The organism is Marivita sp. (assembly GCF_051251565.1).
Taxonomy (GTDB): Bacteria; Pseudomonadota; Alphaproteobacteria; order Rhodobacterales; family Rhodobacteraceae; genus Marivita.
Genome location: NZ_JBPOFB010000002.1, coordinates 158,051 through 183,537 on the forward strand (window position 1 = coordinate 158,051; position 25,487 = coordinate 183,537).

A 25,487-nucleotide genomic window follows, 5' to 3' on the forward strand; every position below is an offset into this window, starting at 1 on the left:
CCATGGTCCGCGCCCTGCCTGAAAAAGCCGGCGGCATCCTTAGCTATTTCGTTCGTCACCGGACGGTGGCGAACCTGCTGTTGATCCTGTTGCTTGCGGCAGGGGCGTTTTCGATCCCCAATATGCGGGCGCAGTTCTTCCCGGATGTGGTGGTGGACGATGTCGATGTGTCTGTCGTCTGGGACGGTGCAGGAGCCGAAGATGTGGACCGGGGGATTGTGCAGGTTCTGGAACCTGTGATCCTCGCGGTTGAAGGTGTTGAAAGCTCTGAATCGTCCTCGCGCGAAGGCCGTGCCACGATGCGGCTGGAATTTGAACCCGGCTGGGATATGTCGCGCGCCGCAGATGACGTGCAAGCGGCGGTGGATGCGGTGACGAACCTGCCTGCCGAAGCCGAAGACCCCTTTGTGCGACGCGGCGGTTGGCGCGACCGGGTGACAGATGTTGTGATCACCGGTCCGGTGGGTGTGGATCAACTGGCCCGGTTTGCCGATGAACTGAGTGTCAGGCTGTTCGCCGAAGGTGTCACGCGCACCACGATCCGGGGGTTGTCTGCCCCGCGCACCGTGATCGAAGTGCCCTCTGCCAACCTGATCGCCTTTGACATCTCCATGCGCGAGATCGCAAACGCCATCGCGCAAGAGGTCGATGCGGACCCGGCTGGGGATGTGGGCACTGGCAACACCCGTGTGCGCACAGGTGTGGAAAAACGCAGCGCCGAGCAGATTTCAGACATCGTTCTGCGCTCGAATGCCGATGGATCGAACCTGACCGTTGGGGATGTCGGCACGATCTTTGTTCAGGGGATCGACCGGGAACGCAGCTATTTCGTCGGTGACAATCCGGCCATTTCGATCCGCGTTGACCGCAGCGACCAAGGCGATGCCATTGCGATCCAGCACAAGGTCGAAGAGGTCGCGGCGGAATTTTCAGCGTCCTTGCCCGATGGCGTATCGGTGGACCTGATCCGCACCCGTGCCGAGGCGATATCGGGGCGCCTTGATATCCTGCTCGACAATGGGCTGACTGGGCTCGCGCTTGTGGTCATGTTGCTGTTTTTGTTCCTGAATGCGCGGACCGCCTTTTGGGTGGCCGCCGGTATCCCTGCGGCGATGATGGCGGCGATTGCGCTGATGTATGCGGCGGGCATCACGATCAACATGATCTCGCTTTTTGCGTTGATCATCACCTTGGGGATCGTGGTGGATGACGCCATCGTTGTGGGCGAACACGCTGATCATCTGGCACGCAGCGGGTTGCCCCCGGTCGAGGCCGCAGAGCGCGCAGCGCAGCGCATGGCGCTCCCGGTGTTTGCCGCCACGCTGACCACGGTGATTGCGTTTTTCGGGCTGGTGGCGATTGGCGGGCGCTTTGGCGATCTGATTTCCGATATTCCGTTCACTGTGATCGTTGTGCTGACCGCGTCGCTGATAGAATGCTTTCTCATTCTGCCCAACCACATGGCGCATGCACTGGCCCATAGTGCGAAAGAGCACTGGTATGATGTGCCCTCGCGGGTCGTGAACAAAGGTTTCATGTGGGTGCGCGAAACGCTATTCCGCCCGATGATGGGTTGGGTCATTCAGGCGCGCTATGCGGTTCTGGCCGGGGCGGTGGTCCTGCTGGCCTCGCAGGCGGCGCTGTTCATTCGCGGCGACGTGCAATGGCGGTTCTTCAATTCGCCGGAACAAAGCTCGATCACCGGCAATTTTGCGATGGCACCGGGGGCGACCCGCGAAGACACGTTCGAAATGATGCGGATCTTTCAGACGTCGGTCAATGACATGGCCCGCACGTTTGAAGAGCGGCATGGCGTCAATCCCATCGACTATGTGATCGCCGAAGTTGGCGGCAATGCCGGGCGCGGGATTGCAGGGTCCGACACCAAAGACGCCGATCAGCTGGGCGGCATCTCGATCGAATTGATCGACGCGGATTTGCGCCCGTTCTCAAGCGGTGCCTTTGTCAGCGAATTGCAGGATGCGGTGCCGCGTCACCCGATGGTCGAAACCATCAGTTTCCGCAGCTGGGGCAGCGGCCCTGCCAGCGATGCACTTGACGTTCAGTTCTATGGCGCAACGGCCGAGACGCTCAAGGCGGCGTCCGAAGACCTCAAGACCGCGCTGCTGCAATATCCCGAAGTATCGGCGGTCGAAGACAATCTGGCCTATGACAAGGAAGAGCTGATCCTTGAATTGACACCACAAGGGCAAGCGCTTGGCTTTACCATCGACGGGCTGGGCAGCGTCCTGCGCGCGCGCCTTGGTGGCCTTGAGGCGGCCACCTATCCCGACGGCCCCCGCAGCGCTGAAATCCGCGTCGAACTCCCCGCCGGAGAGCTGACCGCGGATTTTCTTGAACGCACCCAGATGCGCACCCCCGAGGGTGCCTATGTCCAGCTTGCTGATATCGTCAGCGTGGATCGCCGCACCGGCTTTTCGACCGTCCGGCGCGAAAATGGCATTCGCCTGATCTCGGTCACGGGGGATATTTCCGAAGACGATCCCGCCCGCGCCAACGAGATCATGCTGGCATTGGAGACTCAAATCCTGCCCACAATCGCCAGCGAACGGCAGGTCGAATACCGGTTGTCGGGGCTAAGCGAACAGGAGGGTGAATTCCTGAACGATGCGCGCACGGGGCTGATCCTGGCGTTGCTGGCGATCTATCTCGTGCTGTCTTGGGTGTTCGCAAGCTGGACCCGACCGTTGGTTGTCATGTCGGTGATCCCGTTCGGATTGGTGGGCACGATCTACGGACACGCACAATGGGATGTTCCGCTAAGCATGTTCACGGTGGTGGGCCTGTTGGGCATGACCGGGATCATCATCAACGATTCCATTGTTCTGGTGACCACCATCGACGAAAAGGCGCAGGATCGCGGCTTGGTCCCGTCGATCATTGACGGCGCGGCAGACCGCTTGCGGCCGGTTTTCCTGACCACGGCCACCACTGTTCTGGGACTTGTCCCGCTTTTGTACGAGCAATCCAGTCAGGCACAATTTCTCAAGCCAACGGTGATCACGTTGGTTTACGGTCTTGGCTTTGGCATGTTCCTCGTGCTGCTGATCGTCCCATCACTGATCGCCATACAGAACGACATCGGCCGCCTGACCCAGACCGCGCGGCGCGGCTTGCGGTTCCGTCAAAACGGCGTGCGGGCCGGTTTGATTGTGGCCTCGGGCCTGATCGTGGCTTGGTTGGGCGCAACGATGGGCGCCTTTGCCCTGACCGGCGCGTTGCCACAGGTGTTGCAGACAGTCCTTGCCGGAGCGATGTCCGGTTCCGAAACAACACTGGGGGTGGCCTTTGCCCTGTTCGTGGCAGGGGCTGCGGTGATCTGTGTGTTGCTCTACTGCGTTGCAGCAATCGCGCTGGGAGTATCACGCGCCCGGCGGCCCGCCTGAGCGGCGGTTCAGCGCGCGCAGCCCTGAATATCCACAGCGCGCGATGTGCCGATCACGGTGAACCGAAGCTGTGATCGGTCCAGAACGAAACTGCCCCCGTTCACATGCACCAGCCGGGTGCTGGCATAAAGCGATCCACCGTCGCGCATGCTGTCAGGTTCGGCCACCCAGACCTGTGGATTGCCCGCTTCGACAACCACGTGTTCGGGATCGCCGGTCGAGGGCAAGTCGATCTTGGTGCGCAGAACAAGCCCGCCATCCTGTGCGGGTTCGATCTCGCAGGTGATGCCACTGACCTGACCTTCGCGCGCCGTATAGGGCCTGTCGGTCAGGGCCGCTGCAATGGTTGGGTCCGGTTGTGTCTGCGACGGCGGCAGCGTTGCGGCAAAGGTCAGTTCGGCAGGGATGCAGACATCCTTGCAAATACCGATCTGCATATGGCCGCTCAGCTTTATGTCTGTGCCAGCTTCGGCGGCACGCATATGCAGCGGAATGATCACCTCGGTCTGATAACCGACCGACCGCATACCTTGTTCGTAGAACACATGCGGCGTTGGCCATTCCGTAGAGATCCCGCTGATGTTCTGCGACCCGCTCCAGTCGAATTGCGGCGGGATACCCGCATCGCCTGGTGCGCGCCAATAGGTCTTCCAGCCGGGTTCCAGCACAATGTGCAGTGCGGCCATATGGGTGCCATCCGCCATCCGCCAGCCGGGGCGCAGGTCAACCTTGGACAGGCCGGTGGTCATATCGCTGGCAGGAGCCATTGCCGGAGCGAGGCTGGTCAGAGCCACGGCCAGCGCGGACATAAGGGGGCGGAAATGCATCATCTCTAAGCAGATGGCGGTTTTCTGCCGCGATGAAAAGTCACAAACCGGCGATCCCGCGTGTGCTGGACCCGCCTGTGCCCTTGCAACCCCATGCTGCGCTGTCCATGTTCGGCATGTGACTGAAACAGAACCCATGACCAATTTGACTGGAAAGATGCTGATTGCGATGCCGGGGATGCCTGATCCTCGCTTCGAATACAGCGTAATCTACGTCTGTGCCCACTCCGAAGACGGAGCAATGGGCCTGATCGTCAACAAGCCCTCGGCGGATGTGAGTTTTGAAAACCTCATCGACCAGCTGTCGATCGAGAACACTGCGAACCTGACCGGAATTAAGGTGTATTTCGGCGGTCCCGTGGAATTGGGACGCGGCTTTGTCCTGCATTCGCCGGATTTTCAATCCGAGATGACCACGTTGAATTTCGATGATGGCTTTGCCATGACCGCGACGCTGGATGTGCTGGACAGCATCGCCCAAGGCGCCGGGCCGGACAATAGCCTGATCTTTCTGGGCTACGCGGGTTGGGGGCCGGGGCAGCTCGAAAACGAGATTGCCGCGAATGGCTGGCTCACCTGTGACGCGCATCCCGACCTGGTGTTCAACACTGCCAACACAGACAAGTGGGAAGCCGCATTGGCCAGCCTTGGTGTGTCGCCCCTTGCGCTGTCGGCCGAAGGCGGGCGGGCGTAAAAGGGGCGCTGCCCCTCTGCGCAGATGCGCCTCACCCCGGGATATTTGGTAACCCGAGAAGATCAGCCCGTGGCCTGAAACACCCAGGCGCCCTGATCATTCAGCGTGCGCGTGGCGCGGCCTTCGTGCCAGAGGTGTTGGCAATGCGCCATCGCCTCGACAAGGGCCAAGCCGTATTCACCGTCACCGATGCTGCGCTTGAACAGGGGCGCAAAGCAATCGCCCGCCGAGTGGGGCGTGTCCAGATGGGCCTCCAGGCGACGGAGCGCGCCGTGGTGGTTTTCGATCAGCTGGTGCAGGCGCAGCGGCAGGCCGGTAAAGGGCAGCTTGTGCCCCCCCAGAACCAGATGATCGTCGCGCGCGATGGTGGACAGACGTTCACAGGCCTCTAGCCAATCGGCCACGGGGTCTGCCTCGGGTTCGGTGGCATAGACCCCGATATTGGAACTGATCGACGGCAGGATCTGATCGCCTGCAAGGATCACAGGATCATCACGCGACCAGAGCGTTGCATGTTCCGGCGCATGGCCGTTGCCGATATGTATGTCCCATGTCCGACCCCCGGCGCTGATTGTATCGCCCTGCTGAATACGGCTATAGCCCAGTGGCAGAGGCGCCACGCAATCGGCAAAGTTGAACGGGCGCTCGGTTTTGCGTCTCTCAAGAATTGCCGGGTCCATGCCGCAGCGTTGCCAAAAGCGGATAGTTTCGGCACTGGGTGTTGGCTGTTCGTCCAGCTGGAGCATCCGCCCCATCAGCCACGCGGTGCGGGTTGTGGTCAGGTCTGCCCCGTGTTCGGACTGAAGCCAACCCGCCATGCCGATGTGGTCGGGATGGTGGTGCGTGACGATCACGCGGGTGATCGGCTTGCCAGCCAAGGGCCCGTCCATCAGCCGGGACCAAAGCGCCTTGCCCCGGTTGGACGCAAACCCGGTGTCCACGATGGTCCAGCCCTCACCATCATCCAGCGCGTAGATGTTCACATGATCAAGCTTCATCGGCAGGGGCAGGCGAATCCACAAGATCCCGTCTGCCACTTCGATCGCGCTGCCTTCTTCGGGCGGGGTGTCCCAAGGATACCTGATGCCGCCGCTGCTCCGGTCCTTCATGCGGCAAGGTCATCCATGCTCAGCGCGTAAAGGTCGTCCGCGCCCTGACGCGCATGGGCCAGAAGGCCGGTATGTTCGGGCAACAGCCGGTGGATATAGAACGCCGCCAGACGTTCGTATTTGCCGCCCCTGTCTGCCCCTGCCGCCCGCAGGTGGAAATGCCCACCCAGCACGCGGGCAAAGCCGCGCAGATAAGGCACAGACCCGGCAAACCGATCTTGCATGCCTTGGGCAACCATCCATTCGGTGGTTTCGCGCAGCGTTTCGCAGGCTTGCCACACGGGTTCGGCCAATTCGGCAAGGTCGGTGCGGGCGGCTTCGGCGTCTGCCTCCATCTCGTCCAGCAGGCGGTACGCGGCCTCGCCCCCATCCAGAAGCTTGCGCCCGACAAGGTCCATCGACTGGATGCCGTTGGTCCCCTCATAGATCGCGGTCACCCGCACATCGCGTGAAAACTGCGCGGCCCCCGTTTCTTCGATATATCCCATACCGCCATGCACCTGCACGCCCAATGTCGCAACGTCAATGCCGGTATCGGTGCCGAACGCCTTGGTGATTGGCGTCAAAAGTGCGGCACGCGCGGCCCAGTCGGCATGGCCAGTGGCGGTTTCCATATCAATGGCCACGGCATTGGCCAGCGCAATGGCGCGCGCGGCAAACGTGTCAGCTTTCATTGTGGCCAGCATCCGGCGTACGTCGGCGTGATCGGTGATGCTGTTGTTTTCGGTCCGGCCTTGTTTGCGCCCCTCGGCATAGGCCAGCGCATGTTGTGTGGCCCCGTCTGCGACGCCGATGCCCTGCATGCCGACACCAAGCCTCGCGTTGTTCATCATGGTGAACATGGCGCGCATGCCGTCATGTTCTTCGCCCACCAGCCAACCGGTCGCGCCGTCATACTGCATCACGGCAGTGGGGCTGGCATGCAGGCCCATCTTGTGCTCAAGGCTCACCACCTTGAGACTGTTGGCCTTGCCGGGTGTGCCTGCACCGTCGGGAATGCGCTTGGGCACAAGGAACAGGCTGATCCCCTTGGTTCCCGGTCCTGCATCGGGCAGGCGGGCCAGAACAAGGTGGCAGACATTCTCGGTGAAATCATTGTCCCCCCACGAGATATAGATCTTCTGTCCGGTGATCGCGTAAGAGCCATCGCCGTTCGGCACAGCCCGTGTTGTCAGCGCACCCACATCGCTGCCCGCTTGCGGCTCGGTCAGGTTCATCGTGCCCATCCATGTGCCGGAAATCAGCTTGGGAAGGTACAGGTCCTTGATCGCGTCGCTGGCATGGTTTTCAAGCGCCTCGATCTGGCCCTGGGTCATCAGCGGCGCAAGTTGGATCGACAGGCAGGACGCGCTCATCATGTCGTTCACCGCTGTGGTCATCGCCATCGGCAAGCCCATGCCGCCATAGGCCGGATCGGCGGCAATCGCGATCCAGCCGCCCTCTGCAATCGCACGGTAGCCCTCGGCAAAGCCCGGAGATGTTCGCACAACCCCGTTCTCAAGCCGGGCAGGGTGCAGGTCTCCGGCACGGCGCAGCGGGGCCAACACCTCTTCGCACAGCTTTCCGGCTTCGCCCAGAACGGCCTCTACCGTCTCTGGCGTGGCTTCTGCAAAACGGTCCGTTGCCGCCACCTGATCAAAGCCAACAACGTGATCGAACAGGAAACGAAATTCGGAAACGGGGGCACGATAGGGCATAGACAACGATCCTCTGGCGTCTGGGCGTTCGCGTGGCGGCTTGGCAATCGCGTGCAGGACCGATAAGCAACCATCAACGTGTGAAGCGACCCTGACGAATGCGGCCAACCCCATCAACAAAAACGCGGCGTCATAACCGATGAACCTGCCCCTGCCAGAAAGACTGCCCGATACCGATGCAGGCCACGCCAAGGCGGCAGAGGTTCTGCGGTCCGGTGGATTGGTCGCCTTTCCAACCGAAACGGTCTACGGACTTGGGGGGGATGCGGGCAATGATCGTGCGGTAGCAGGCATTTACGCGGCCAAAGGGCGCCCTGATTTCAATCCGCTGATCGTGCATTTCGCGGATCTTGAGCAGGTGAAACAGCATGTGTTCTGGACGCCCGAGGCCGAGCTTTTGGCGCAGGCGTATTGGCCGGGACCGCTCACGCTTGTGTTGAAGAAACACCCGGACAGCCCAATATCGCCGCTTGTGTCGGCGGGGCTCGAGACGCTCGCGGTTCGGGTGCCTGCGCATCCGTCGGCCCGTGCTATCCTGCGTGCGTTGGGGCGGGGGGTTGCGGCCCCATCGGCCAACCGGTCCGGCCAGATCAGCCCGACACTGGCGGATCATGTGATTGCCAGCCTAGGAGGCCGGGTCGAGGCGGTTCTGGATGGTGGCCCCTGTGCGGTGGGCGTTGAATCCACGATTGTCGGGTTGGTGGACAAACCCGTCCTCCTGCGCCCCGGAGGCATCACCGAAGACGCGCTTGCCGCGACGCTTGGCCGTCACCTGACAGTCCGGCACAAGGCAGAAGCGATCTCTGCGCCGGGGCAGTTGATGTCGCATTACGCACCCAACGCGCTGGTGCGCCTGAACGCGACCGAATGGGAACCGGGCGAGCTTCGGCTTGGGTTTGGCGATATGGCCTGTGATCTGAACCTGTCACCTTCGGAAGACCTGATCGAGGCTGCCGCCAACCTGTTCGATTTTCTGCACAAGCTCGATGCCCGAGGGGGCAGGGTGATTGCAGTTTCCCCCATCCCGCACGAAGGGTTGGGCATTGCCATCAATGACCGCCTCAGCCGTGCAGCCGCCCCGCGCGAAGGATAACCCCGATGACAGATCAGACCGACCAAAGCCGACCGCCCGTCGGTCTTATTGCGCTGCTGTCCGCGTGCAACTTCGTGATCGGCATGGGCGCGTTTGTGGTGATTGGCATGGTGCCGCTGCTGGCCACCGATCTTGACATCAGCACAGCCGCCGCTGGTGGCGCGATGACGGTTTATGCGCTGTCTTATGCGGTGCTGTCGCCGTTGTTGGTCTCGCTGACCGGCCATATCGGCAGACGCCGGGTGATTGCGGCGGGGATGGTGGTGTTTGCGCTGGGGGCAGCGCTGTCGGCCATAGCGCCGAACGTGACGGTGCTTTACATCGCGCGCGCTTTGGCGGCGGCGGGGGCTGGCGTTGTGACACCCGTGGGTGCGGCCGTGGTCGCGGCCCTTGCGCCAAAGACGACACAGGGCAAGTCCATCGCAGCGTTCTATTTCGGCCTGACCCTGTCGCAGGTTCTGGGTGTGCCCATCGGCGGCTGGATCGCCTTTACCTTTGGTTGGCGCGTGGCGTTCTGGATCGTGTTGGCGCTTGCGGCGCTGTCCACGGTGCTGATCTGGGTGCGGGTGCCCGCCGGGTTGCGGTTCACGCCGGTGTCCCTGTCGGATCTGGGACGCGCGCTCAAGGATGGTGTGATCATGGGCGCGGTTCTGTTCACGGCCAGCTTTCTGGGTGCGATCTACGTGCTTTACACTTACCTCGCCCCGCTGGTCGAAGAGACCATGGGCTTTGGCCGCGATGGAATCACGCTTGTCCTGCTTATGTTCGGCGCGGGGGCTGTGGCAGGCAACCTGATCGGCGGGTTCATGACCGACAGGCTGGGATCGGTCACATCTCTGGTTGTTTTGTGCCTTGGCCAGATCGTGCTGTTGCCGCTCTTTTCCGCATTGCCTATGGCGCAGGGCCTGCTGATGGCGCTGGTCTTTGTATGGTCCGCCTTTTGCTGGTCATTCGTTGCCCCGCAGCAGGTGCGGCTGTTGCAACTGGCCCCGAGCCTTGCGGGCGTGGTGCTCGCTTTGAATGCGGCGGCGATCTATATCGGCACGGCGTCCGGGTCGGCGCTCGGCGGTTTGGTGCAGACCGTGGGTGACCTGACATGGTTGGGGGCGGCGGCAGGCATTGCCGCGTTCGGCGCGCTGGGGCACATCCTGTGGTCCCACCGCGCCGCGAATCTACGCGCGCGTGGGCGCTAGTCGAACTTCCAAAGCGCGGGCACAAAGCTGTAGGCATCACCGTCGCGCATGACATGGCCAACACCGGGGAAGGGAAAGTGATAACCCAGAACCGCCATCCGATCCGTGGCCGCCATATCCAAAAGCCGCGTGCGGGTTGCGACAGTCTGATCCCCGTCGGCGTCAAAATCATTGTACCAATCGGGATGTGCGAAATTGGTGTAGGCGTGGCTCATGGCGTCGCCAAGCGCGATCAATTGCTGACCGCCGCTTTCCACGACAACCGCCATATGACCGGGCGTGTGGCCGGGGGTGTCGATCACGCGCACACCGGGCACCACTTCGAACCCGTCTGACATCAGCTCCCACTCGGCCCCGTCAACGGCAATCGAATTCTGTGCGCCGACGACGAATTGCTGCATCTCGGCGGGCACCTGCGACGCCAGCCCGTCCTGCATCCAGTAATCATGTTCGGTCTCACCCAGATAATAGGCGGCATCCGGGAAAATCGCTTCGTCGAAATCATCACGTACGCCCCAGATGTGATCCGGGTGGGCGTGGGTGATGACAACATGGGTGATGCTGGACGGATCAATCCCGGCCGCTTCCATGTTGGTCATCAGACGCCCGGCGGTGTTCAGGAACCGGTTGCCCGATCCGACATCGACCAGAACGGTGGTGTCTCCGATCTCGACCAGCAGGTGATTGGTGTGCGATGTGTTGGTCTCGGGCGACAGGTAATGCGCGGCCAGAAACGCCTGTACCTCGGCAGGATCGGCATTCACGCCAAGCCCGTTGGTCGGCAGGCTCAGATACCCGTCAGACAGGATCGTGATCTTTGCCTCGCCCAGCGTAAAGCGGAAATGCCCTGCATTGCCGCCTTCCGGCCCTCCAAGTTCGGCCATGGCCTGTGCGCCGGGCAGGGCAAAAGCGGGCATGGCGGCAGCTGTCTTCAGGAACGCGCGGCGGGTCGGACGCAAAAGCATGGTGTCTCCTCCCAGAGATAAATTCAGTTTCGTGAATAACATGGTCGCAAGCCCAGCCGCAATTGTGATTTTGCGGCACAGGGCGTTTGGGAAACAGACGCGGTAATTCCCCGGCACCGCAGATTTTGATGTGGATTCAGATGTTTGAAAAACTTGCCCATGGGCAAGTTTGTTGCGAGCCATTTGCAACTTCACGCGGGCGTCTCTACATACACATCGTGCCGCACCGCAGCAGCACGCAACCAACGCTTCAGACAGGAGGCGCGGAAACATGCGTTTTTTCAAGACAGCCGCTTTGACCGCCATGCTTGGCCTTATCGCAACCACAGGGGTCGCACAGGAGGTGACACTTCGCTTTCAGCATTTCGTGTCGCCCAATTCCGCAAACCCGAAATATTTCCTCGCCCCTTGGGTCGAAAAGGTCGAGGCCGAGTCCAACGGTCGGATCAAGATCGAGATCTATCCGTTCATGCAACTGGGCGGCAAAGCCACCGCGCAATATGACCTGATCCGCGATGGCGTGATCGACGGCGGTTGGGTCATCCCCGGCTATACGCCCGGTCGCTTCCCCGAGGCCGAGGCGCTAGAGTTGCCCTTCATGGTCACCAAAAGCGCCGAAGACGCCTCGCGTGCGGCGTGGGCATTCACGCAGAAGCACCTGATGGACGATTTCGCCGATGTGCATCTGATCGCCGCCCATATGCACGGGCCGGGGATCATTCACAAAACCGGCGGTGCCATTCAGGATCTGAGCGATTTTGCCGGTCTCAAACTGCGCGGCCCATCGCGCGCGGCCACGCTGTTGCTGGACAAGCTGGGTGCAGAACCTATCGGTCTGCCAGTGCCGCAATTCCCCGAAGCCCTGTCCAAGGGCGTAGTCGACGGCGGTGTGATCACATGGGAGATGTCACCCTCGCTCAAACTGGATGAGTTGACCGACAGCCATACCGATGTCGCGGGCGACAAGTCCCTCTACAACCTCTATTTCATCTGGGCAATGAACAAGGACAGCTACGCAGCCCTGCCCGACGATCTGAAAGCGGTGATTGATGCCAATTCCGGTCTGGAGACCTCGGCGATGGCCGGGCGGGCGCATGATACGGGTGACCGGGACGGGCGCGCTTTGATGCAAGAGGCAGGCAACGAGATCGCAACCCTGAGCGAGGCTGAGACAGCACGCATCGTGGCGCTGGGCGACGCGGTCACCGAAGAGTGGATCGCGGACATGACGCAGCGCGGTTTGAACGCGGCCCAACTGGTAGACGACGCGCGCGCGACGGTCCAAGCGGCCCGCAGCAGCGGAACCGACGGATAGGGCCGGACACCAACCAATGGCGACGCGGCATCAGTGCCGCGTCGTTTTGCGTTGATGCAAAATGCCCCTGATGGATCAGCCCTTGCTGTCCCAGCGTTTCCAAAGAAGGGACAGCAGGGTCTCTCCAGCCAGCGGCGTGGTGCAATCGGCGATCAGCACTGGCCCGCCTTTGACCGGCGGGCGTGTGTCGCTTCGGGCGGTGTCCGCGACGGCGCGCAGGTCTTGCACGCTGGGCGCATAGCTTGACATGGGCTGCAGCCTATCACGCCTCGGGGTCGTCCCCAAATCGCAAAACCGTCACATGGGTGTCGCCATAGCGGCGGGTGTCCAGCCGGGTAAAGCCCTCAGGCGCGATCTGTGGCGCAGTCTCTTCCCACACGATCAGCGCCCCATCGGCGATCCATCCGCCAGCAACAGCTGCGCTCAGGGCCTTTTGCCCCAGCGCCTTGCCATAGGGCGGATCAAGAAACACCAGCGTGGCCGGGTCTGCATCGCAGGGCGGCAAGCGTGTCGCGTCGCGTGACATCACCCGCGTGGCCTCGCATCCCAAAGTCTGGATATTCGCCTTGATCAGCGACAGCGCCTTGCGCCCGTCATCGACAAACACCGCCGACTCCGCACCGCGCGACAGCGCCTCTAGCCCCAGCGCGCCGGTGCCCGCAAACAGGTCAAGCACCCGCGCACCCGTGAACGGCTCACCAAAGCGGCCGCCGCCCAGCATGTTGAACAGGCTTTCGCGCACCCGGTCCGTGGTGGGGCGCAGATGTGCGGCCGGATCGCCTTTGCCGACATTCGCCAAGGCGCGTCCGCGATAAATGCCTGCGATGATCCTCACGCTTTCAGCAATTCTTTCAGGTCGGTGTCCGTGTTGCGCACCGCCTCTGGGGCGGGGGATTTACCCATTTCGATCAACCGCTTGCCCACCATGTAGGCGCGCGGATCGTTCATCGCATCAATCGCCAAAAGCTGGTCACCGGCATAGTACCAATGCGACACCACGCCGGTGTCGCCGCTGCGGGTCACGATGTGGTCATACCCGGTGTTCAGCCCGGCAATCTGAAGTTTCACATCGTATTGGTCCGACCAGAACCACGGTTTCGCGTCATAGGCGCGGGCATGGCCCAGAATGTTGTCCGCCACACATTCCGCCTGATCAATCGCATTGCCCACGCTTTCAAGCCGAAGCTGCTGGCCTTTCCACGGGAACGACGCGCAATCACCGGCGGCCCAGATATGCGGGTCCGATGTGCGGCCCTGCGCGTCGGTGGCAATACCATTCTCAAGCCGCAAACCCGCCGCGTCAGCCAGGTTGGTATTGGGCATGATACCCACGCCCACCAGCACGAAATCCACGGCTACCGTGCTGCCATCGCCAAGCACCGCGCCGGTGACGCGCCCGCCGTCGCCGGTGAGGTGATCCAGCCCCACACCTTCACGCAGGTCCACACCATGGGCGCTGTGCAGGTGGCGAAAGAACGCGGAGGTTTCAGGGGCGGCGACCCGTTGCAGGATGCGGTCGGCCATTTCCACCAACGTCACGTTCAGCCCCAGCTTGGCCGCGACTGCCGCCGCTTCGAGCCCGATATATCCGCCGCCAACAATCAGCACCCGCGCGCCCTTGGTAAACCGAGGTGCCATCGCATCCACATCGTTCAGCCCGCGCACCACCATCACACCGTCCAGATCACCGCCAATGGCCGCAGGCAGACGACGGGGTGTGGACCCGGTGGTCAGAACCAGATCGTCATAGTTTAACACCTCATCGGCAAGGGTCAGCGTTTGGGCCATGGCATCAATCGCCGTTACCGCTGTGCCGAGCTTCAGGGTGATGTTCTGTTCCGCATAGAAACTCTCGGGGCGGAGATACAGACGGTCTCGCGCCATCTCGCCCAGCAGATACGCTTTGGACAGCGGTGGGCGCTGATAGGGGGGGACCGGTTCTTCTCCGATCAGGGTGATTTGCCCGTCGAAACCTTTGCTGCGCAAACGTGCGACACAGGATGCGCCCGCTTGTCCGGCGCCGACAACAATTACACGCTTCATGCCTGCCCCTTTTTGCACAATGCATTGGTCTCCCCACGCGCGACCCTATATGCGTGATCATCAGGAATGCAATTCAACAGCGAGGGATGGACCATGACAATTGCACAGGGCGACACTCTGCCAGAGGCAACACTTGTGAAAATGGGGGCCGATGGCCCTGAACCGGTGGTTTTGGCAGATCACGCCAAGGGCAAGAAACTGGTGGTGTTCGCCGTGCCGGGCGCGTTCACGCCAACCTGCCATTCGGCGCATGTGCCCAGCTTTGTCCGCACCAAGGATCAGTTCGCCGCCAAAGGCGTGGACGAGATCATCTGCGTGTCGGTCAACGATCCCTTCGTGATGAAGGCGTGGGGCGAGGCGACAGGCGCAACCGCTGCCGGGATCACCATGCTGGGCGATGCGGAAAGCGCCTTCACCAAGGCTATCGGTATGGATTTCGACGCACCGCCCGCGGGCCTCATTGGTCGGTCCAAGCGCTATGCGATGATCGTTGAGGACGGCACGGTTACAACCCTGCATGTCGAAGAAAGCCCCGGCGTCTGCGACGTGTCCGGTGGCGAAGCGCTGCTCGCAGAACTGTAAGCGGTTGGCACTCCTTCGAAGGAGTGCCGCAACTTCTTTGAAACGTTCAGGCCCGGTACCGGATCATACTCCGTGCCGGGCCTTGTTGTAAGCGGACCAGTCGGTGATCTCGGGATAGTAGCGTGCGCGCCATGCTTTGACGCGTGGGTTCATCATCGCGCGCCAGCGTCTTGGGAACAGCGCAAAGAAGGTCATCACCGGATAGCCATAGGGCAATTGCGGGGCCTCGTCTTCGGCGTAGGTCTGAAGCAATGGAAACCGCCGGTCGGGTTTGTAATGGTGGTCTGAATGCCGTTGCAGGTTGATCAGGAACCAGTTGGACGCGGTATGCGATGCGTTCCAGCTGTGGCGCGGTTTGACGTGTTCGTATTTGCCATCCCCCAGATGTTTGCGGGTCAGGCCGTAATGTTCAACATAGTTGACCAGCTCAAGCTGAAAGATCGCGGCAAGCGCTTGCAGCACGAAGATCACAACACCCGTCCACCCCGCCAGCGCAAAGGCCAGCACAAGAAACGCGGTCTGGAGGCTCCAATACCGCCAGAACGGGTTGCTTGGGTGCCACCAGCGCAGACCCTTGCGGGCCAGCATGTCGCGTTCGGCGCGAAACGATGACACCAGGCTGCCTTTGAGGACGCGCGGGTAGAAGCGCCAGAAGCTTTCGTTGAACCGGGCCGTCACCGGATCGCGCGGTGTGCCGACATAGCGGTGATGCACCAGCAGGTGTTCAGACCGGAAATGCCCATACAGCGCCATTGTCATCAGCAGATCGCCCAGCCAGCGCTCCAGCTTGTTGCGCTGGTGCATAAGCTCATGCGCGTAGACGATGCCGACGCTGCCCGACAGAACGCCCATGCCGATGGTCACAAGATAAACTTCAAGCGGCCCAAGGTGTGCGGCGCGGGGCAGGTACCACACAAGGCCGAAGATCATCATGAATTGCAGCGGTGGCCAGATGAGGGTGATCATCCGGTGCCAATACAGCGCGTTGTCCTTGGTCTGTGGGTCGAGGTTGTCCGTGTCCAGCCCGAGGGCTGCATCGAGAGCGGCAAACACGCCCCATGTGGCGAGCATCGGTACCAGTGTCCAAAGCCCGCCAATATAGGCGGCGGACAAAACCAGCGGGATCATGAACAGCGACAGCCAGAACGGCAGCGCGGCCCGAAGGGGCAGGCGGGATGGAAGGTGGGGTTGGGTGCTGTCAGTCATGGGGTCCATGTGGCTTGGGTGTCTGACCATGAGGGTACGGGTCTTGGGGGATTTCACCAAGCCTGACGTTGCGCTGTGTCAGTCACCTTTGGTGACGGCGTAGGCTTTGCGCATCACTGTGGGCAGATCGTTGGGGTCAAAGGCGTCCGGCTCAACAAAATGGCCGCGTGTGGGGGCGCGGTCCATCGGCACCAGCGCGGTTTTGACCGTCAGCTTGAGATGGAAATGGGTGAAGGTGTGCCGCGCTTCGGTGGGCAGGGTGCGCCATTCTGCGCGGATGGGGGGATCTTCGGACGGGGCCTCCGACCAATCGCTGCCGGGCCAGCCCAGCATCCCGCCCAGCAGGCCGGTGTCGGGGCGTTGTTCGAGCAACCATGCGCCATCGACGCGACGGGCCAGATAGGCGATGCCAAGCCGTGTGGGCTTGCGTTTCTTTGGGGATTTCTTTGGCAGGTCTTTGGCTGTGCCTGCCGACCACGCGGCGCAGGCCGTGCGCCATGGGCATAGCCCGCAGGCCGGGTTGCGCGGGGTGCAGATCGTGGCGCCCAGATCCATCACCGCCTGCGCGTAACAGCCCGGCCGGTCACGCGGTGTCAGCGCCGAGGCGTAGCCCATGAGCACAGGTTTCGCAGCGGGCAGGGGCGTGTGATCATCATAGAGCCGGGCCATGACCCGTTCAACATTTCCGTCCAAAACGGTTTCCGGCAGGTCAAACGCAATCGAGGAGATGGCCGCTGCCGTATAGGGCCCGATGCCGGGCAGCGCGATTAGGCCGTCATAGGTGTCGGGGAACACGCCGCCATGATCGTGATGCACCACGCGGGCGCATTTGAGCAGGTTGCGCGCCCTGGCATAGTAACCAAGGCCCGCCCAGGCGGCCATGACATCGGCATCTTCGGCTTGTGCCAGATCGCTGACACTGGGCCAACGGGTTGTGAACGCCTCAAAATAGCTTTTCACAGCGGCAACCGTGGTTTGTTGCAGCATGATTTCCGACATCCAGACGCGGTACGGGTCGGGGCGCTGTCCGTGTGCCCGTGCCTTGGGTCCGACACGCCATGGCATGGCACGGGCATGCCTGTCGTACCATTCAAGAATCAGGGCCGGTTCCGGCCGATCACGCAGGTCTGACATACCTTTGATATCTGGTCTCATTTGTGGGCTGGTTGCGAGGACGTCGGGTCACTAGAATAGCGTTCGGACAGGGGAGTCAAACATGCCGCCGCGCACCGGGTACACGAAAGGGTTTAAACGCACATCGAGCCTCTTGCAGACCCAGATCCGCAAGACATCTGAGACGCGTGGTTTTTCACAGTCGCGGCTTTTGACCCATTGGCCGGAAATTGCAGGCGACGACATTGCCGCGATCAGCCGCCCGGTTGAGGTGCGATACGGTCGGGGCGGTTTGGGCGCGACGCTCACGCTTTTGACCACGGGGGCCAATGCGCCGATCCTTGAGATGCAAAAGGAAAAGCTGCGCGAAAAAGTGAACGCGGTTTATGGCTATAACGCCATTTCCAAGGTGCGGGTCACGCAGACAGCGGCGACCGGGTTTTCCGAAGGTCAGGTGAGCTTTGATCACCGTCCTGCACACGCCCGAGACGACACGCCCGCTGCGATCCTGCCTGAGGCGCAGCAAATGGCGGGCGATGTGCGCGATGATGGGTTGCGCGCCGCGCTGGAACGTTTGGCGACGAACGTCTATTCAAAAACGCAAGATCGGACCTAGGTCCAAGGCAAACAGAGCAAAGGGTTTCTTGATGAAACAACGGTTGATGACGATTGCACTCGCAACGGCCCTCGTGGCAGGCGCCGGATGGTGGATTGCAGGGACAGGCACCGCCCCGACGATCAACGGGCAAGCGATTGTGTTGCCGGGCGCTGCGAATGCGCAGCAAAGCGCGACTGCTGAAGTCACCATTCAGGAAATGGTTCTGGGGGCCGAGGACGCGCCGATCGAGATGATCGAATATGCGTCTTTCACCTGCCCGCATTGTGCGACCTTCCACCAGAGTGTGTTCAAGGATCTCAAGAAGGATTACATTGACACCGGCAAGATCAAGTTCACCTACCGCGAAGTGTATTTCGACCGCTACGGTCTGTGGGGATCGCTTGTTGCGCGTTGCGGTGGCGAGGATCGGTTCTTTGGCATCACAGAAATGATCTATGACCAGCAAAGCACCTGGAGCCGTGCCGGGTCTGAGGCTGCGATTGCCGACGAGCTGCGCAAGATTGGGCGGATTGCCGGGCTGGAGACCGAACAGCTTGAGGCATGCCTGAGCGACAACGACAAGGCGCGTGGGTTGATTGAATGGTATCAGGCCAATGCGGAAGAACACGGTATCAGCTCTACCCCGTCGTTTGTGATTGATGGTCAGACCTATTCCAACATGAGTTACCGCGAGTTCCGGGAAATTCTGGACGAAAAGCTGGGCGGCTGATCCCTTAGCCGCAGCGCACAAAACACCATGTAAAAGACCGGCTGGGTGGCCGGTCTTTTTTTGTCTGCGGGTGGGATAGGTCCGAACCGAACTTATAGTTTCGCGCGCGAAACATTTGGTCCGATGTGGACCTATTAACCCGTTGTTAACATTTGATTATTCATCCAGCGGGCGGTCAGGTTCGACGCCCTTCGCGCAGCCACGCACCAAGGATCAGGCCAGAGGCCAGAAGCAGCACAAGCCATCCCGGCAGCATGGGTGTTTGGGTGACATCCAGTGTCTCGAACGCCTCGCGCGGGGTGATGCCAAGCCAGCCGCGCCCCGCAGCGGGGCGGCCTTCGCCCACCGCGCGGATGCTGGGTACACCGTCTTCAAGACGGCGCACGCCCCCACGGGTGCTGTCGACGGCGGGTTCCAGGGCATCACCGCTGGCGATTGTCTGTTCGAATTCACGCGGCGCGGCCGGGCCAAGGCCGACGACCGTGTCCTGATCGCCTTCGGCCAGACGATACAGACCAATCTCGGGGCCGGTATAGAGCGCCTCGAACCGGCCCGGTGTGACCTCTTCGAGCGTAACCGCGTCTTCTGTGCCGTCGGGGCGGGTGACGGTCACGGTGCCGACCGTTTCATCCAGCGTGCGGCGGATGATGCGCATTGTCTGGCCGGTGGGTTCTGCCCAGAGCGCTTCTTCCTCAAGCTCGGGTTCTTTCATCATCCAGTGTGCCAGACGGCGCAGCAGGTCGAGCTGTGGGCCGCCGCCTTCGAACCCGCGTGACCAAAGCCACGCATGATCAGAGGCCAGCAACGCGACGCGGCCTTCGCCCACACGGTCGAGCACCAGAAGCGGTTTGTCGTCGATTCCGGTCATCACGACATCGCCGCTTATTGGTTCAACTTCGATTTGGCGCATCCAGCGGCCCCATGTGTCTTCCCCGGCAAGCCCGGACGTGACCGGGTGGCGGTCGCCCAGATCGGTGATGGTCGGGCTATAGCCGCGTTCCATTACGCGGGCGGTGGGTTCAGCAGGGATGATATCGGCAAGCGGCGAGCGGTAGATGCTGTCCGCGCTGGCGAAATCCGGGCCCGCCGCAACAAGCACAGCGCCGCCCTGTTCGACATAGTTGCGCACGTTGTCCAGATAGATCGCGGGCAGGATGCCGCGCCGCTTGTAGCGGTCAAAGATGATGAGGTCGAAATCTTCGATCTTTTCGAGAAACAGTTCGCGGGTGGGAAACGCGATGAGAGACAGTTCGGTGACGGGCACCCCGTCTTGTTTTTCGGGCGGGCGGAGGATGGTGAAATGCACCAGATCAACCGAGCTGTCGGATTTCAGCAGGTTGCGCCATGTGCGCCCGCCTGCATGGGGTTCACCCGACACAAGAAGCACGCGCAGACGGTCGCGGACGCCATTGATCTGGACCAGCGCGGTGTTGTTGCGATCGGTCAGTTCGTCCACTGCGGTGGGCACGGTGAATTGGATCACGTTCAGCCCGCCATGCGGCAGGGTGATGGGCAGCTCGATGTCCTGCCCGATGGGCATGTCAAAGCGGCGGGGTTCCTGACCATCGACGGAAATGTCGATCACGGTCGAGGTTTCTTGTGGTGCGGCGCCTTCATCCTCGACCCGGAGGGTCAGTGTCACGGGTTCGCCCAGAATGGCAAAGGCGGGGGCGTTTTGTACGATCAGGCGGCGGTCCCAATCGGTTTGCTTGCCGGTGAGCAGCAGGTGCAACGGCGCGGGCAGGTCCGGTGTGCGTTCAAGGTCATGCACGCGCCCGTCGCTGAGCAGGAAAATGCCTGCAATGCGCCCGCGGGGTTCTTCGGCCAGCGCATCGGACACGGCAGACATCAGCAGCGTTCCGGTGTCGCCGTCGCCATCGCCGACCACGATCCGGCGGATTTCAGTGTTGTCGCGGGCATTGAGTTGCGCGGCCAGCGCAACGGCGGCGTTCGTGGTGTCGCCCAAGCGGTCGCCCAGAGATTGGCTGGCGCTTTGGTCTTCGACAATCAGGACGATGTCGGACAGTGGTGCGCGGTCTTCGATCTGATATGAGGGTTGCGCCAGGGCGGCGAGCACGACCAATGCTGCCAGCGCCCGAAGCGCCCAGCCCTGCAAGCCGCGCACCAGTGCAAGTGCGATGCCGATGGTGGCCAGTGCCGCAAGCACGGCGATGAAGATCCACGGGAGAAGCGGATCAAAGACGATGCTGCCGGTCATCAATTGCCCAATCTGTCCAGAAGTGCAGGCACGTGCACCTGATCGGATTTGTAGTTGCCGGTCAGCACGTGCATGACCAGATTGACCCCAAAGCGATACGCGATTTCGCGCTGGCGTTCGCCGGAATAGCCGCGCCCGATGGGATAGAGCGGGTTGCCGCGCGTATCCATGGCCCAGGCCGAGGCCCAGTCATTGCCACCAATGATCACCGGGGTGACGTTATCGTTGAGGTTGCGGAACGGCATGCCGTCCACCAGTTCAGCGTCGGGTGGTGCTGCTTCGACCCAGACATCCGCGCTGTTGTGGCGGCCCGGGAAATCCTGAAGCAGGTAGAAGGTGCGGGTCAGGACGTGGTCCTGCGGGATCGGTTCGAGCGGCGGGATGTCGAGAGGCGCTGCGAGCTGTTGCAGTTTGCGGCCATTTGGACTTCCGGCGCCGAAGCGGGCGATATCGGCATCGCGGGTGTCGAACATGATCATCCCGCCCGAGCGCAGGTAGGTGTTCAGTTTTGCATACGCCTCGGCCGAGGGGGTGGGTTGATCGGGTGTGATGGGCCAGTAGAGGAACGGGAAGAACGCCAGTTCATCGGTTTCGAGGTTCACCGCAACCGGGTCTGTCGGTTCCACGGAGGTGCGGAAGAACAGCGTTTCAGAAAGGCCGCGCAGCCCGGCTTGGGCCACCTGATCCAGCGTTGCGTCGCCGGTGATGACGTGGGCAAAGGACACTTCGGCCGTGGCTTGCAGGGCAAAGGCGTCATCGGTGGATTGCGCTTGTGCGTGCGATGCGGGGATCACGAGGAGGGCCAAGGCCAGCCCCGCGGCGGTGCTGGCGCGCGGGCCGGACAGGCGCCCGGACAGGAACAATGAGGCGACGATATCGGTCAGCAGAAGCGCGATTGCCGTGGCAAGAAGCCATCCCGCGAGCGGCGTTTCCTCGGACTGGGTCAGGCCTTCGACAGTGATGTCAGAGGGCCAGTCGACCGGGGTCAGGGTTGTGTCTGTGGTCAGCACATTGCGCGCCAGGGCGCGGTCCTGATTCTGGTAGAGGCCGGGGCGCAGATCAGGGCTGAGTGCGGCATCGACCAGCGCTTCGCCTGTCACGCCGGGCAGGGTGCTGCCATCGGTCAGTGCACCAAATGCGTCGAGTACAAGGGTCGGTTGCCAGATGGTGCCAGCAAGGTCTTCGGCGCTGGGCTGCGCGCCGCTGCCAGCAGCAATGGCCAGACGTTCGAGCATTTGCACAAACAGGCCGGACAGGGGGAGTGAGGACCATTCGGCATTGGCGGTCACGTGGAACAGGATGATCTGCCCCTGCCCGACGGCTTTGCGCGTGACCAGCGGGGTGCCATCGCTGAGCTGGGCAATGACGCGTTCGGCCAGTGCCGGGTCGGGCTGTGCCATGACCTGCGCTGATATGGTGACATCCGGCGGGATGGACAGGCCAAAGAACGGGCTGTCTTCGCCAAACTCGGCCAGCGATTTTGGTTCTCCCCAGCTCATTGCGCCGCCGACACTGCGGCCGCCGGCGCGCAGGCGGACGGGCATGAGCGCATCTTCGCTGTCGCGGCTGATGTCGCTGGCGGCAAGGCGCGGCCCGGCAAAGCGCAGCAGGATACCGCCGCCGTCCAGCCACTCGAGCAGCGCGTCTTCTTCGGCAGCGCCCACCGTGGCCACATCGGCGAGTGCGATGACGTCCGGGTTTGCCGGGATCATGTCCATCAACGCGCCGGTGAGCAGGTCAGCGCTGGGTTCCAGCGCCTTTTGCAGGTAGTGCAGCGGCGACAAGAGTTGCAGCCCTTCGCGGTCTTCCCGGCCTGCCATCAGCGCGACTTCGCGGCGGCGCAGGCTGTCATCGGGCAGGGTGGTGGCACCGGCGCTGCGGTTGCCTTCGATCTCAAAGCGCAGGATGCGCGCGCGCAGTTCTGACGGCAGGGACAGGGCGGTTTCTGCGGTCGTGGCGTCCGCGCCAAAGGTCGCTGTGGCGCGGGCCAGAACAGCGGGGTTGCCCGCCGGGTCGCGGCCTTGGGCAAGGATTGCGATCTCACGTTCGCTGCCAGCTTGGGCGCGCAGCGCGGTCAGGATGATATTGCCATCTTCAAAGCGCGCAGGCGCAAGGCCAAGGATGGATTGACCTGCTTGAAACACGGTGACGGTGCCACGGGTTTCGAGCGCGATCAGCAGGGGCGCGCGGGCCTCGCGGGCAAGGCCGTCCGACATCCAGTAGGTGTCGAAATTGCCCTCGGGCAAGAGCGCAAGGGCGCGGTCGACTTGGTCTGTGCCGGGTTCCCACGGATCGGGTGTCAGGCCGACGATCCGGGCGCGCAGATCGTCAGCGGTCTGGAAACTGGCGGGTTCAGGGGCAGTGAGTTTGATCAGCGCCACGCGCCGGTCATCGCGCGCGGCTTGGGCCATCAGCCCGTCCAATGCCTGGGTTCGGGCGCGCCAGCTTGCCGCGCTGGCCCATGAGCCGTCCATGACTACCAGCAATGGCCGGTTACCGGTGGCGATATCGTCGGTTTGCGGGTTCAGGATCGGTCCGGCCAGCCCGATGATGAGCGCGGCCACAGCCAGCATGCGCAGCAGCAAAAGCCACCACGGGGTGCGGTCGCTGACCTGATCGTCATCCTTGAGGCCCAGCAGCAGCACCACGCCGGGGAACATCCGCCGGATCGGGGCGGGTGGCACGGCGCGCAGGATCAGCCAGAGGATCGGCAGCGCCAGAAGCGTCAGCAGAAGCCAGGGGGTCGCAAAACCGAGTCCGAAGAGCGTCATCCGTGGGTCCCATCCATCGCGCGGTAAATCCAGAGCAGTGCGGTTTGCGCGCTGTCGTTTGTGTGGTGGCAAATATATTGCCAGCCCGTCAGGCGCGACAGCTGTTCAAGACGGTCTTTGCGCTCGGCCAGCCGGTCAAGATACCGGGTGCGCAAATCGCCGGCTTTGAGCGTCTCGTGCACGATCCCGCCGCCGATGCTTTGGAAAATCGTACGCCCGTCAAAGGGAAAGCTTTCTTCGCTGGGATCGAGGACCTGCACCAGTGCACCGCGCACGCCGCGATCGGCGGCTTTTGTCAGGGCAGCCTCGACCGGGGCTGGGTCGCCAAGGAAATCGGAAAAGAAGATCGCGCGGGATTGCGGGATCATGCCACGCGCTTCGGGTTTGGAATAATCGTCGCCGTGATCCACCGACAGCATTTCGGCCAGTCGCGTGATCTGGGCCTGACCCCGGCGTGGGGGCAGATCGAACCCGGTGAGACCGACCCGTTCGCCGCCCCGGATCAGCAGGATCGCGCTTGCCAGAGCAAGGGTGCGGGCGCGGTCGGCCTTGGTGGTTAGGTTGGCATCCGAGGCAAAGCGCATCGACGCGGCCTGATCGACCCAGAGAATGACGCTTTGCGCGATTTGCCATTCGCGTTCGCGTACGAATTGCGCATCGCTGCGTGCCGAGCGCCGCCAGTCGATGTCGCGCAGGGCATCGCCCTGCTGCATCGGGCGGTATTGCCAGAAGTCATCGCCAAGCCCCGCGCGCCGCCGTCCGTGATCGCCCAAAAGGACGGTCCCGGCCAAGTGTTCGGCACGCGCCAGAAGCGCCGGGAGTTTGGCGGCTTCTTCTTCCGAGCGTTGGCGAAGGGCGGTGACAGGTGTCACGCAGCAGCCTCGGTGGCCACCATGCGGTGGGCGATATCGTCGATCAGGGTGCCTAAATCTTCGCCGCGCGCCCGCGCCGAGAAGGTCAGCGCCATGCGGTGGGTGAGAACCGGCCGGGCCATGTTGATCACGTCTTCGGGCGATGGGGCCAGACGCCCCTGGAGCAAGGCGCGGGCGCGGACCGTCAGCATGAGCGCCTGTGCCGCACGCGGGCCGGGGCCCCAAGCGACGGTGTCTTTGACGCGGTCGCTGGACAATGGATCATGCGGGCGGAAGGCGCGGACCAGATCGAGGATCATTTCCACCACGGCATCGCCGACGGGCATACGGCGCAAAAGTTTTTGCGCCGCGATCAGTTCGTCGGCGGTGAATACGCCATAGGCGTCGGCCTCTTCCGCCCCGGTGGTCGCCAGAAGGATTTCCTTTTCGGTCTTGCGATCCGGGTATTGCACGTCAATCTGAACCAAGAAGCGGTCAAGCTGGGCTTCGGGCAGCGGGTAGGTGCCTTCTTGTTCAATCGGGTTTTGCGTGGCCAGAACGTGGAACGGCGCGTCGAGCTTGCGGGTTTCGCCCGCAACGGTGACCACCTTTTCCTGCATCGCCTGCAAAAGCGCGGATTGTGTTCGGGGCGAGGCGCGGTTGATTTCGTCAGCCATGAGCAACTGACAGAAGATCGGGCCCTGAATGAACTTGAACGCGCGGCTGCCATCGCTTCCGGTTTCCAGCACTTCGGACCCAAGAATGTCTGCGGGCATCAGGTCGGGCGTGAACTGCACCCGGTTGCCATTGAGGCCCATCACCGTGGACACGGTTTCAACCAGACGGGTCTTGCCCAATCCCGGCAGGCCGATCAACAGGCCGTGGCCGCCGCACAAAAGCGATGTCAGCGTCAGCTCGACCACGCGTTCCTGACCGATGAACCGGCGGGTGATCGCGGTCTTGGCCTGCGCCAGTTTGTCTTCCAGCGCTTCGATCTCAGCGACCAAATCTTCGGCTGCGACCATGACGTGTCTCCCTTGCGCATTACTTGGTTTCAGGAAAGTGTAACGCGCAA

The 25,487-nt window shown here is 62.3% G+C and carries 21 protein-coding genes; 8 read left to right on the top strand and 13 right to left on the bottom strand.

The window, feature by feature from the left end; genetic code table 11:
* Positions 1-2: 2 nt before the first annotated feature.
* Positions 3-3,407, top strand: coding sequence for an efflux RND transporter permease subunit (locus ACSHXH_RS03260; RefSeq protein WP_435670329.1), 3,405 nt, complete (start codon positions 3-5; stop codon positions 3,405-3,407).
* An 8-nt stretch (positions 3,408-3,415) separates the two neighbouring features.
* On the opposite strand, the gene ACSHXH_RS03265 is transcribed toward ACSHXH_RS03260, so the two are convergent.
* The gene (locus tag ACSHXH_RS03265) at positions 3,416-4,237 is read right to left on the bottom strand and encodes a protein-disulfide reductase DsbD domain-containing protein (protein WP_435670330.1); all 822 of its coding nucleotides are present in this window, start codon (positions 4,235-4,237) and stop codon (positions 3,416-3,418) included.
* Positions 4,238-4,370: 133 nt separating this feature from the next.
* Between ACSHXH_RS03265 and ACSHXH_RS03270 the strand changes: the two genes are divergently transcribed.
* Positions 4,371-4,928, top strand: a complete 558-nt coding sequence (locus tag ACSHXH_RS03270) for a YqgE/AlgH family protein (RefSeq protein WP_435670331.1) — start codon at positions 4,371-4,373, stop codon at positions 4,926-4,928.
* A gap of 62 nt (positions 4,929-4,990) precedes the next feature.
* Here the strand turns inward: ACSHXH_RS03270 and ACSHXH_RS03275 are convergent, their stop codons facing one another.
* Together ACSHXH_RS03275 and ACSHXH_RS03280 are read right to left on the bottom strand one after the other, a co-directional pair.
* Entirely contained in the window at positions 4,991-6,037 is a 1,047-nt protein-coding gene (locus ACSHXH_RS03275) for an MBL fold metallo-hydrolase (protein WP_435670332.1), read from the bottom strand.
* Complete coding sequence (locus ACSHXH_RS03280; protein ID WP_435670333.1) at positions 6,034-7,734, bottom strand: acyl-CoA dehydrogenase; 1,701 nt, start codon at positions 7,732-7,734, stop codon at positions 6,034-6,036. The genes ACSHXH_RS03275 and ACSHXH_RS03280 overlap by 4 nt, the downstream gene beginning before the upstream one ends.
* Positions 7,735-7,873: 139 nt before the next feature.
* Here ACSHXH_RS03280 and ACSHXH_RS03285 point away from each other — a divergent pair, with 139 nt between their 5' ends.
* Together ACSHXH_RS03285 and ACSHXH_RS03290 are read left to right on the top strand one after the other, a co-directional pair.
* The gene (locus ACSHXH_RS03285) at positions 7,874-8,827 is read left to right on the top strand and encodes an L-threonylcarbamoyladenylate synthase (RefSeq protein ID WP_435670334.1); all 954 of its coding nucleotides are present in this window, start codon (positions 7,874-7,876) and stop codon (positions 8,825-8,827) included.
* Between the two features lie 5 nt (positions 8,828-8,832).
* A complete protein-coding gene (locus tag ACSHXH_RS03290) occupies positions 8,833-10,020 on the top strand; it encodes an MFS transporter (RefSeq protein ID WP_435670335.1) in 1,188 nt (395 codons plus the stop codon).
* Here the strand turns inward: ACSHXH_RS03290 and ACSHXH_RS03295 are convergent.
* Positions 10,017-10,985: an MBL fold metallo-hydrolase gene (locus ACSHXH_RS03295; protein WP_435670336.1), complete on the bottom strand. Its 969-nt coding sequence runs from the start codon at positions 10,983-10,985 to the stop codon at positions 10,017-10,019. The two genes, ACSHXH_RS03290 and ACSHXH_RS03295, sit on opposite strands and share 4 nt — an antisense overlap.
* A 271-nt stretch (positions 10,986-11,256) precedes the next feature.
* On the opposite strand from ACSHXH_RS03295, the gene ACSHXH_RS03300 reads away from it, so the two are divergent.
* Positions 11,257-12,300: a TRAP transporter substrate-binding protein gene (locus tag ACSHXH_RS03300; protein WP_435670337.1), complete on the top strand. Its 1,044-nt coding sequence runs from the start codon at positions 11,257-11,259 to the stop codon at positions 12,298-12,300.
* Positions 12,301-12,375: 75 nt separating this feature from the next.
* Here the strand turns inward: ACSHXH_RS03300 and ACSHXH_RS03305 are convergent, their stop codons facing one another.
* Genes ACSHXH_RS03305 through ACSHXH_RS03315 form a run of 3 tightly spaced genes read right to left on the bottom strand, consistent with a single transcriptional unit; the run spans position 12,376 to position 14,343 of the window.
* Positions 12,376-12,549 (bottom strand): hypothetical protein, encoded by a 174-nt coding sequence (locus ACSHXH_RS03305; RefSeq protein ID WP_435670338.1) that lies wholly within the window; start codon positions 12,547-12,549, stop codon positions 12,376-12,378.
* Between the two features lie 13 nt (positions 12,550-12,562).
* Positions 12,563-13,135 carry a 16S rRNA (guanine(966)-N(2))-methyltransferase RsmD gene (gene rsmD, locus ACSHXH_RS03310; RefSeq protein WP_435670339.1) on the bottom strand — a complete coding sequence of 191 codons (573 nt, stop codon included), beginning with the start codon at positions 13,133-13,135 and terminating at the stop codon, positions 12,563-12,565.
* Positions 13,132-14,343 (bottom strand): NAD(P)/FAD-dependent oxidoreductase, encoded by a 1,212-nt coding sequence (locus ACSHXH_RS03315; RefSeq protein ID WP_435670340.1) that lies wholly within the window; start codon positions 14,341-14,343, stop codon positions 13,132-13,134. The genes rsmD and ACSHXH_RS03315 overlap by 4 nt, the downstream gene beginning before the upstream one ends.
* 93 nt (positions 14,344-14,436) lie before the next feature.
* Here ACSHXH_RS03315 and ACSHXH_RS03320 point away from each other — a divergent pair, with 93 nt between their 5' ends.
* Entirely contained in the window at positions 14,437-14,925 is a 489-nt protein-coding gene (locus ACSHXH_RS03320) for a peroxiredoxin (RefSeq protein ID WP_435670341.1), read from the top strand.
* A gap of 63 nt (positions 14,926-14,988) precedes the next feature.
* Here ACSHXH_RS03320 and ACSHXH_RS03325 read toward each other — a convergent pair whose 3' ends face one another.
* Positions 14,989-16,131, bottom strand: coding sequence for an alkane 1-monooxygenase (locus ACSHXH_RS03325; RefSeq protein WP_435670342.1), 1,143 nt, complete (start codon positions 16,129-16,131; stop codon positions 14,989-14,991).
* Between the two features lie 78 nt (positions 16,132-16,209).
* Positions 16,210-17,286, bottom strand: a complete 1,077-nt coding sequence (locus ACSHXH_RS03330) for an A/G-specific adenine glycosylase (RefSeq protein ID WP_435670343.1) — start codon at positions 17,284-17,286, stop codon at positions 16,210-16,212.
* 61 nt (positions 17,287-17,347) lie between these two features.
* Between ACSHXH_RS03330 and ACSHXH_RS03335 the strand changes: the two genes are divergently transcribed.
* Entirely contained in the window at positions 17,348-17,860 is a 513-nt protein-coding gene (locus tag ACSHXH_RS03335; RefSeq protein WP_435670344.1) for a DUF721 domain-containing protein, read from the top strand.
* Between the two features lie 31 nt (positions 17,861-17,891).
* Positions 17,892-18,572: a DsbA family protein gene (locus ACSHXH_RS03340; protein ID WP_435670345.1), complete on the top strand. Its 681-nt coding sequence runs from the start codon at positions 17,892-17,894 to the stop codon at positions 18,570-18,572.
* A gap of 175 nt (positions 18,573-18,747) precedes the next feature.
* On the opposite strand, the gene ACSHXH_RS03345 is transcribed toward ACSHXH_RS03340, so the two are convergent.
* Genes ACSHXH_RS03345 through ACSHXH_RS03360 form a run of 4 tightly spaced genes read right to left on the bottom strand, consistent with a single transcriptional unit; the run spans position 18,748 to position 25,437 of the window.
* On the bottom strand, positions 18,748-20,790 hold the full coding sequence (locus tag ACSHXH_RS03345) for a glutamine amidotransferase (RefSeq protein WP_435670346.1): 2,043 nt from the start codon (positions 20,788-20,790) through the stop codon (positions 18,748-18,750).
* The gene (locus tag ACSHXH_RS03350; RefSeq protein ID WP_435670347.1) at positions 20,790-23,561 is read right to left on the bottom strand and encodes a DUF4159 domain-containing protein; all 2,772 of its coding nucleotides are present in this window, start codon (positions 23,559-23,561) and stop codon (positions 20,790-20,792) included. Before ACSHXH_RS03350 ends, ACSHXH_RS03345 begins: the two co-directional genes overlap by 1 nt.
* Positions 23,558-24,433: a DUF58 domain-containing protein gene (locus ACSHXH_RS03355; RefSeq protein ID WP_435670348.1), complete on the bottom strand. Its 876-nt coding sequence runs from the start codon at positions 24,431-24,433 to the stop codon at positions 23,558-23,560. Before ACSHXH_RS03355 ends, ACSHXH_RS03350 begins: the two co-directional genes overlap by 4 nt.
* Entirely contained in the window at positions 24,430-25,437 is a 1,008-nt protein-coding gene (locus tag ACSHXH_RS03360) for an AAA family ATPase (RefSeq protein ID WP_435670349.1), read from the bottom strand. The genes ACSHXH_RS03355 and ACSHXH_RS03360 overlap by 4 nt, the downstream gene beginning before the upstream one ends.
* Positions 25,438-25,487 lie beyond the last annotated feature (50 nt).

What these genes read in the sequence shown, in the direction of transcription:
- ACSHXH_RS03335 (WP_435670344.1), top strand. Translation starts at nt 17,348, where the DNA reads ATGCCGCCGCGCACCGGGTACACGAAAGGGTTTAAACGCACATCGAGC.
- ACSHXH_RS03340 (WP_435670345.1), top strand. Translation starts at nt 17,892, where the DNA reads ATGAAACAACGGTTGATGACGATTGCACTCGCAACGGCCCTCGTGGCA.
- ACSHXH_RS03280 (WP_435670333.1), bottom strand. Translation starts at nt 7,734, where the DNA reads ATGCCCTATCGTGCCCCCGTTTCCGAATTTCGTTTCCTGTTCGATCAC.
- ACSHXH_RS03305 (WP_435670338.1), bottom strand. Translation starts at nt 12,549, where the DNA reads ATGTCAAGCTATGCGCCCAGCGTGCAAGACCTGCGCGCCGTCGCGGAC.
- ACSHXH_RS03350 (WP_435670347.1), bottom strand. Translation starts at nt 23,561, where the DNA reads ATGACGCTCTTCGGACTCGGTTTTGCGACCCCCTGGCTTCTGCTGACG.
- ACSHXH_RS03290 (WP_435670335.1), top strand. Translation starts at nt 8,833, where the DNA reads ATGACAGATCAGACCGACCAAAGCCGACCGCCCGTCGGTCTTATTGCG.
- ACSHXH_RS03270 (WP_435670331.1), top strand. Translation starts at nt 4,371, where the DNA reads ATGACCAATTTGACTGGAAAGATGCTGATTGCGATGCCGGGGATGCCT.
- ACSHXH_RS03285 (WP_435670334.1), top strand. Translation starts at nt 7,874, where the DNA reads ATGAACCTGCCCCTGCCAGAAAGACTGCCCGATACCGATGCAGGCCAC.
- ACSHXH_RS03260 (WP_435670329.1), top strand. Translation starts at nt 3, where the DNA reads ATGGTCCGCGCCCTGCCTGAAAAAGCCGGCGGCATCCTTAGCTATTTC.
- ACSHXH_RS03360 (WP_435670349.1), bottom strand. Translation starts at nt 25,437, where the DNA reads ATGGTCGCAGCCGAAGATTTGGTCGCTGAGATCGAAGCGCTGGAAGAC.
- ACSHXH_RS03320 (WP_435670341.1), top strand. Translation starts at nt 14,437, where the DNA reads ATGACAATTGCACAGGGCGACACTCTGCCAGAGGCAACACTTGTGAAA.
- ACSHXH_RS03330 (WP_435670343.1), bottom strand. Translation starts at nt 17,286, where the DNA reads ATGAGACCAGATATCAAAGGTATGTCAGACCTGCGTGATCGGCCGGAA.
- ACSHXH_RS03345 (WP_435670346.1), bottom strand. Translation starts at nt 20,790, where the DNA reads ATGACCGGCAGCATCGTCTTTGATCCGCTTCTCCCGTGGATCTTCATC.
- ACSHXH_RS03275 (WP_435670332.1), bottom strand. Translation starts at nt 6,037, where the DNA reads ATGAAGGACCGGAGCAGCGGCGGCATCAGGTATCCTTGGGACACCCCG.
- ACSHXH_RS03300 (WP_435670337.1), top strand. Translation starts at nt 11,257, where the DNA reads ATGCGTTTTTTCAAGACAGCCGCTTTGACCGCCATGCTTGGCCTTATC.
- ACSHXH_RS03295 (WP_435670336.1), bottom strand. Translation starts at nt 10,985, where the DNA reads ATGCTTTTGCGTCCGACCCGCCGCGCGTTCCTGAAGACAGCTGCCGCC.
- ACSHXH_RS03265 (WP_435670330.1), bottom strand. Translation starts at nt 4,237, where the DNA reads ATGATGCATTTCCGCCCCCTTATGTCCGCGCTGGCCGTGGCTCTGACC.
- ACSHXH_RS03315 (WP_435670340.1), bottom strand. Translation starts at nt 14,343, where the DNA reads ATGAAGCGTGTAATTGTTGTCGGCGCCGGACAAGCGGGCGCATCCTGT.
- ACSHXH_RS03325 (WP_435670342.1), bottom strand. Translation starts at nt 16,131, where the DNA reads ATGACTGACAGCACCCAACCCCACCTTCCATCCCGCCTGCCCCTTCGG.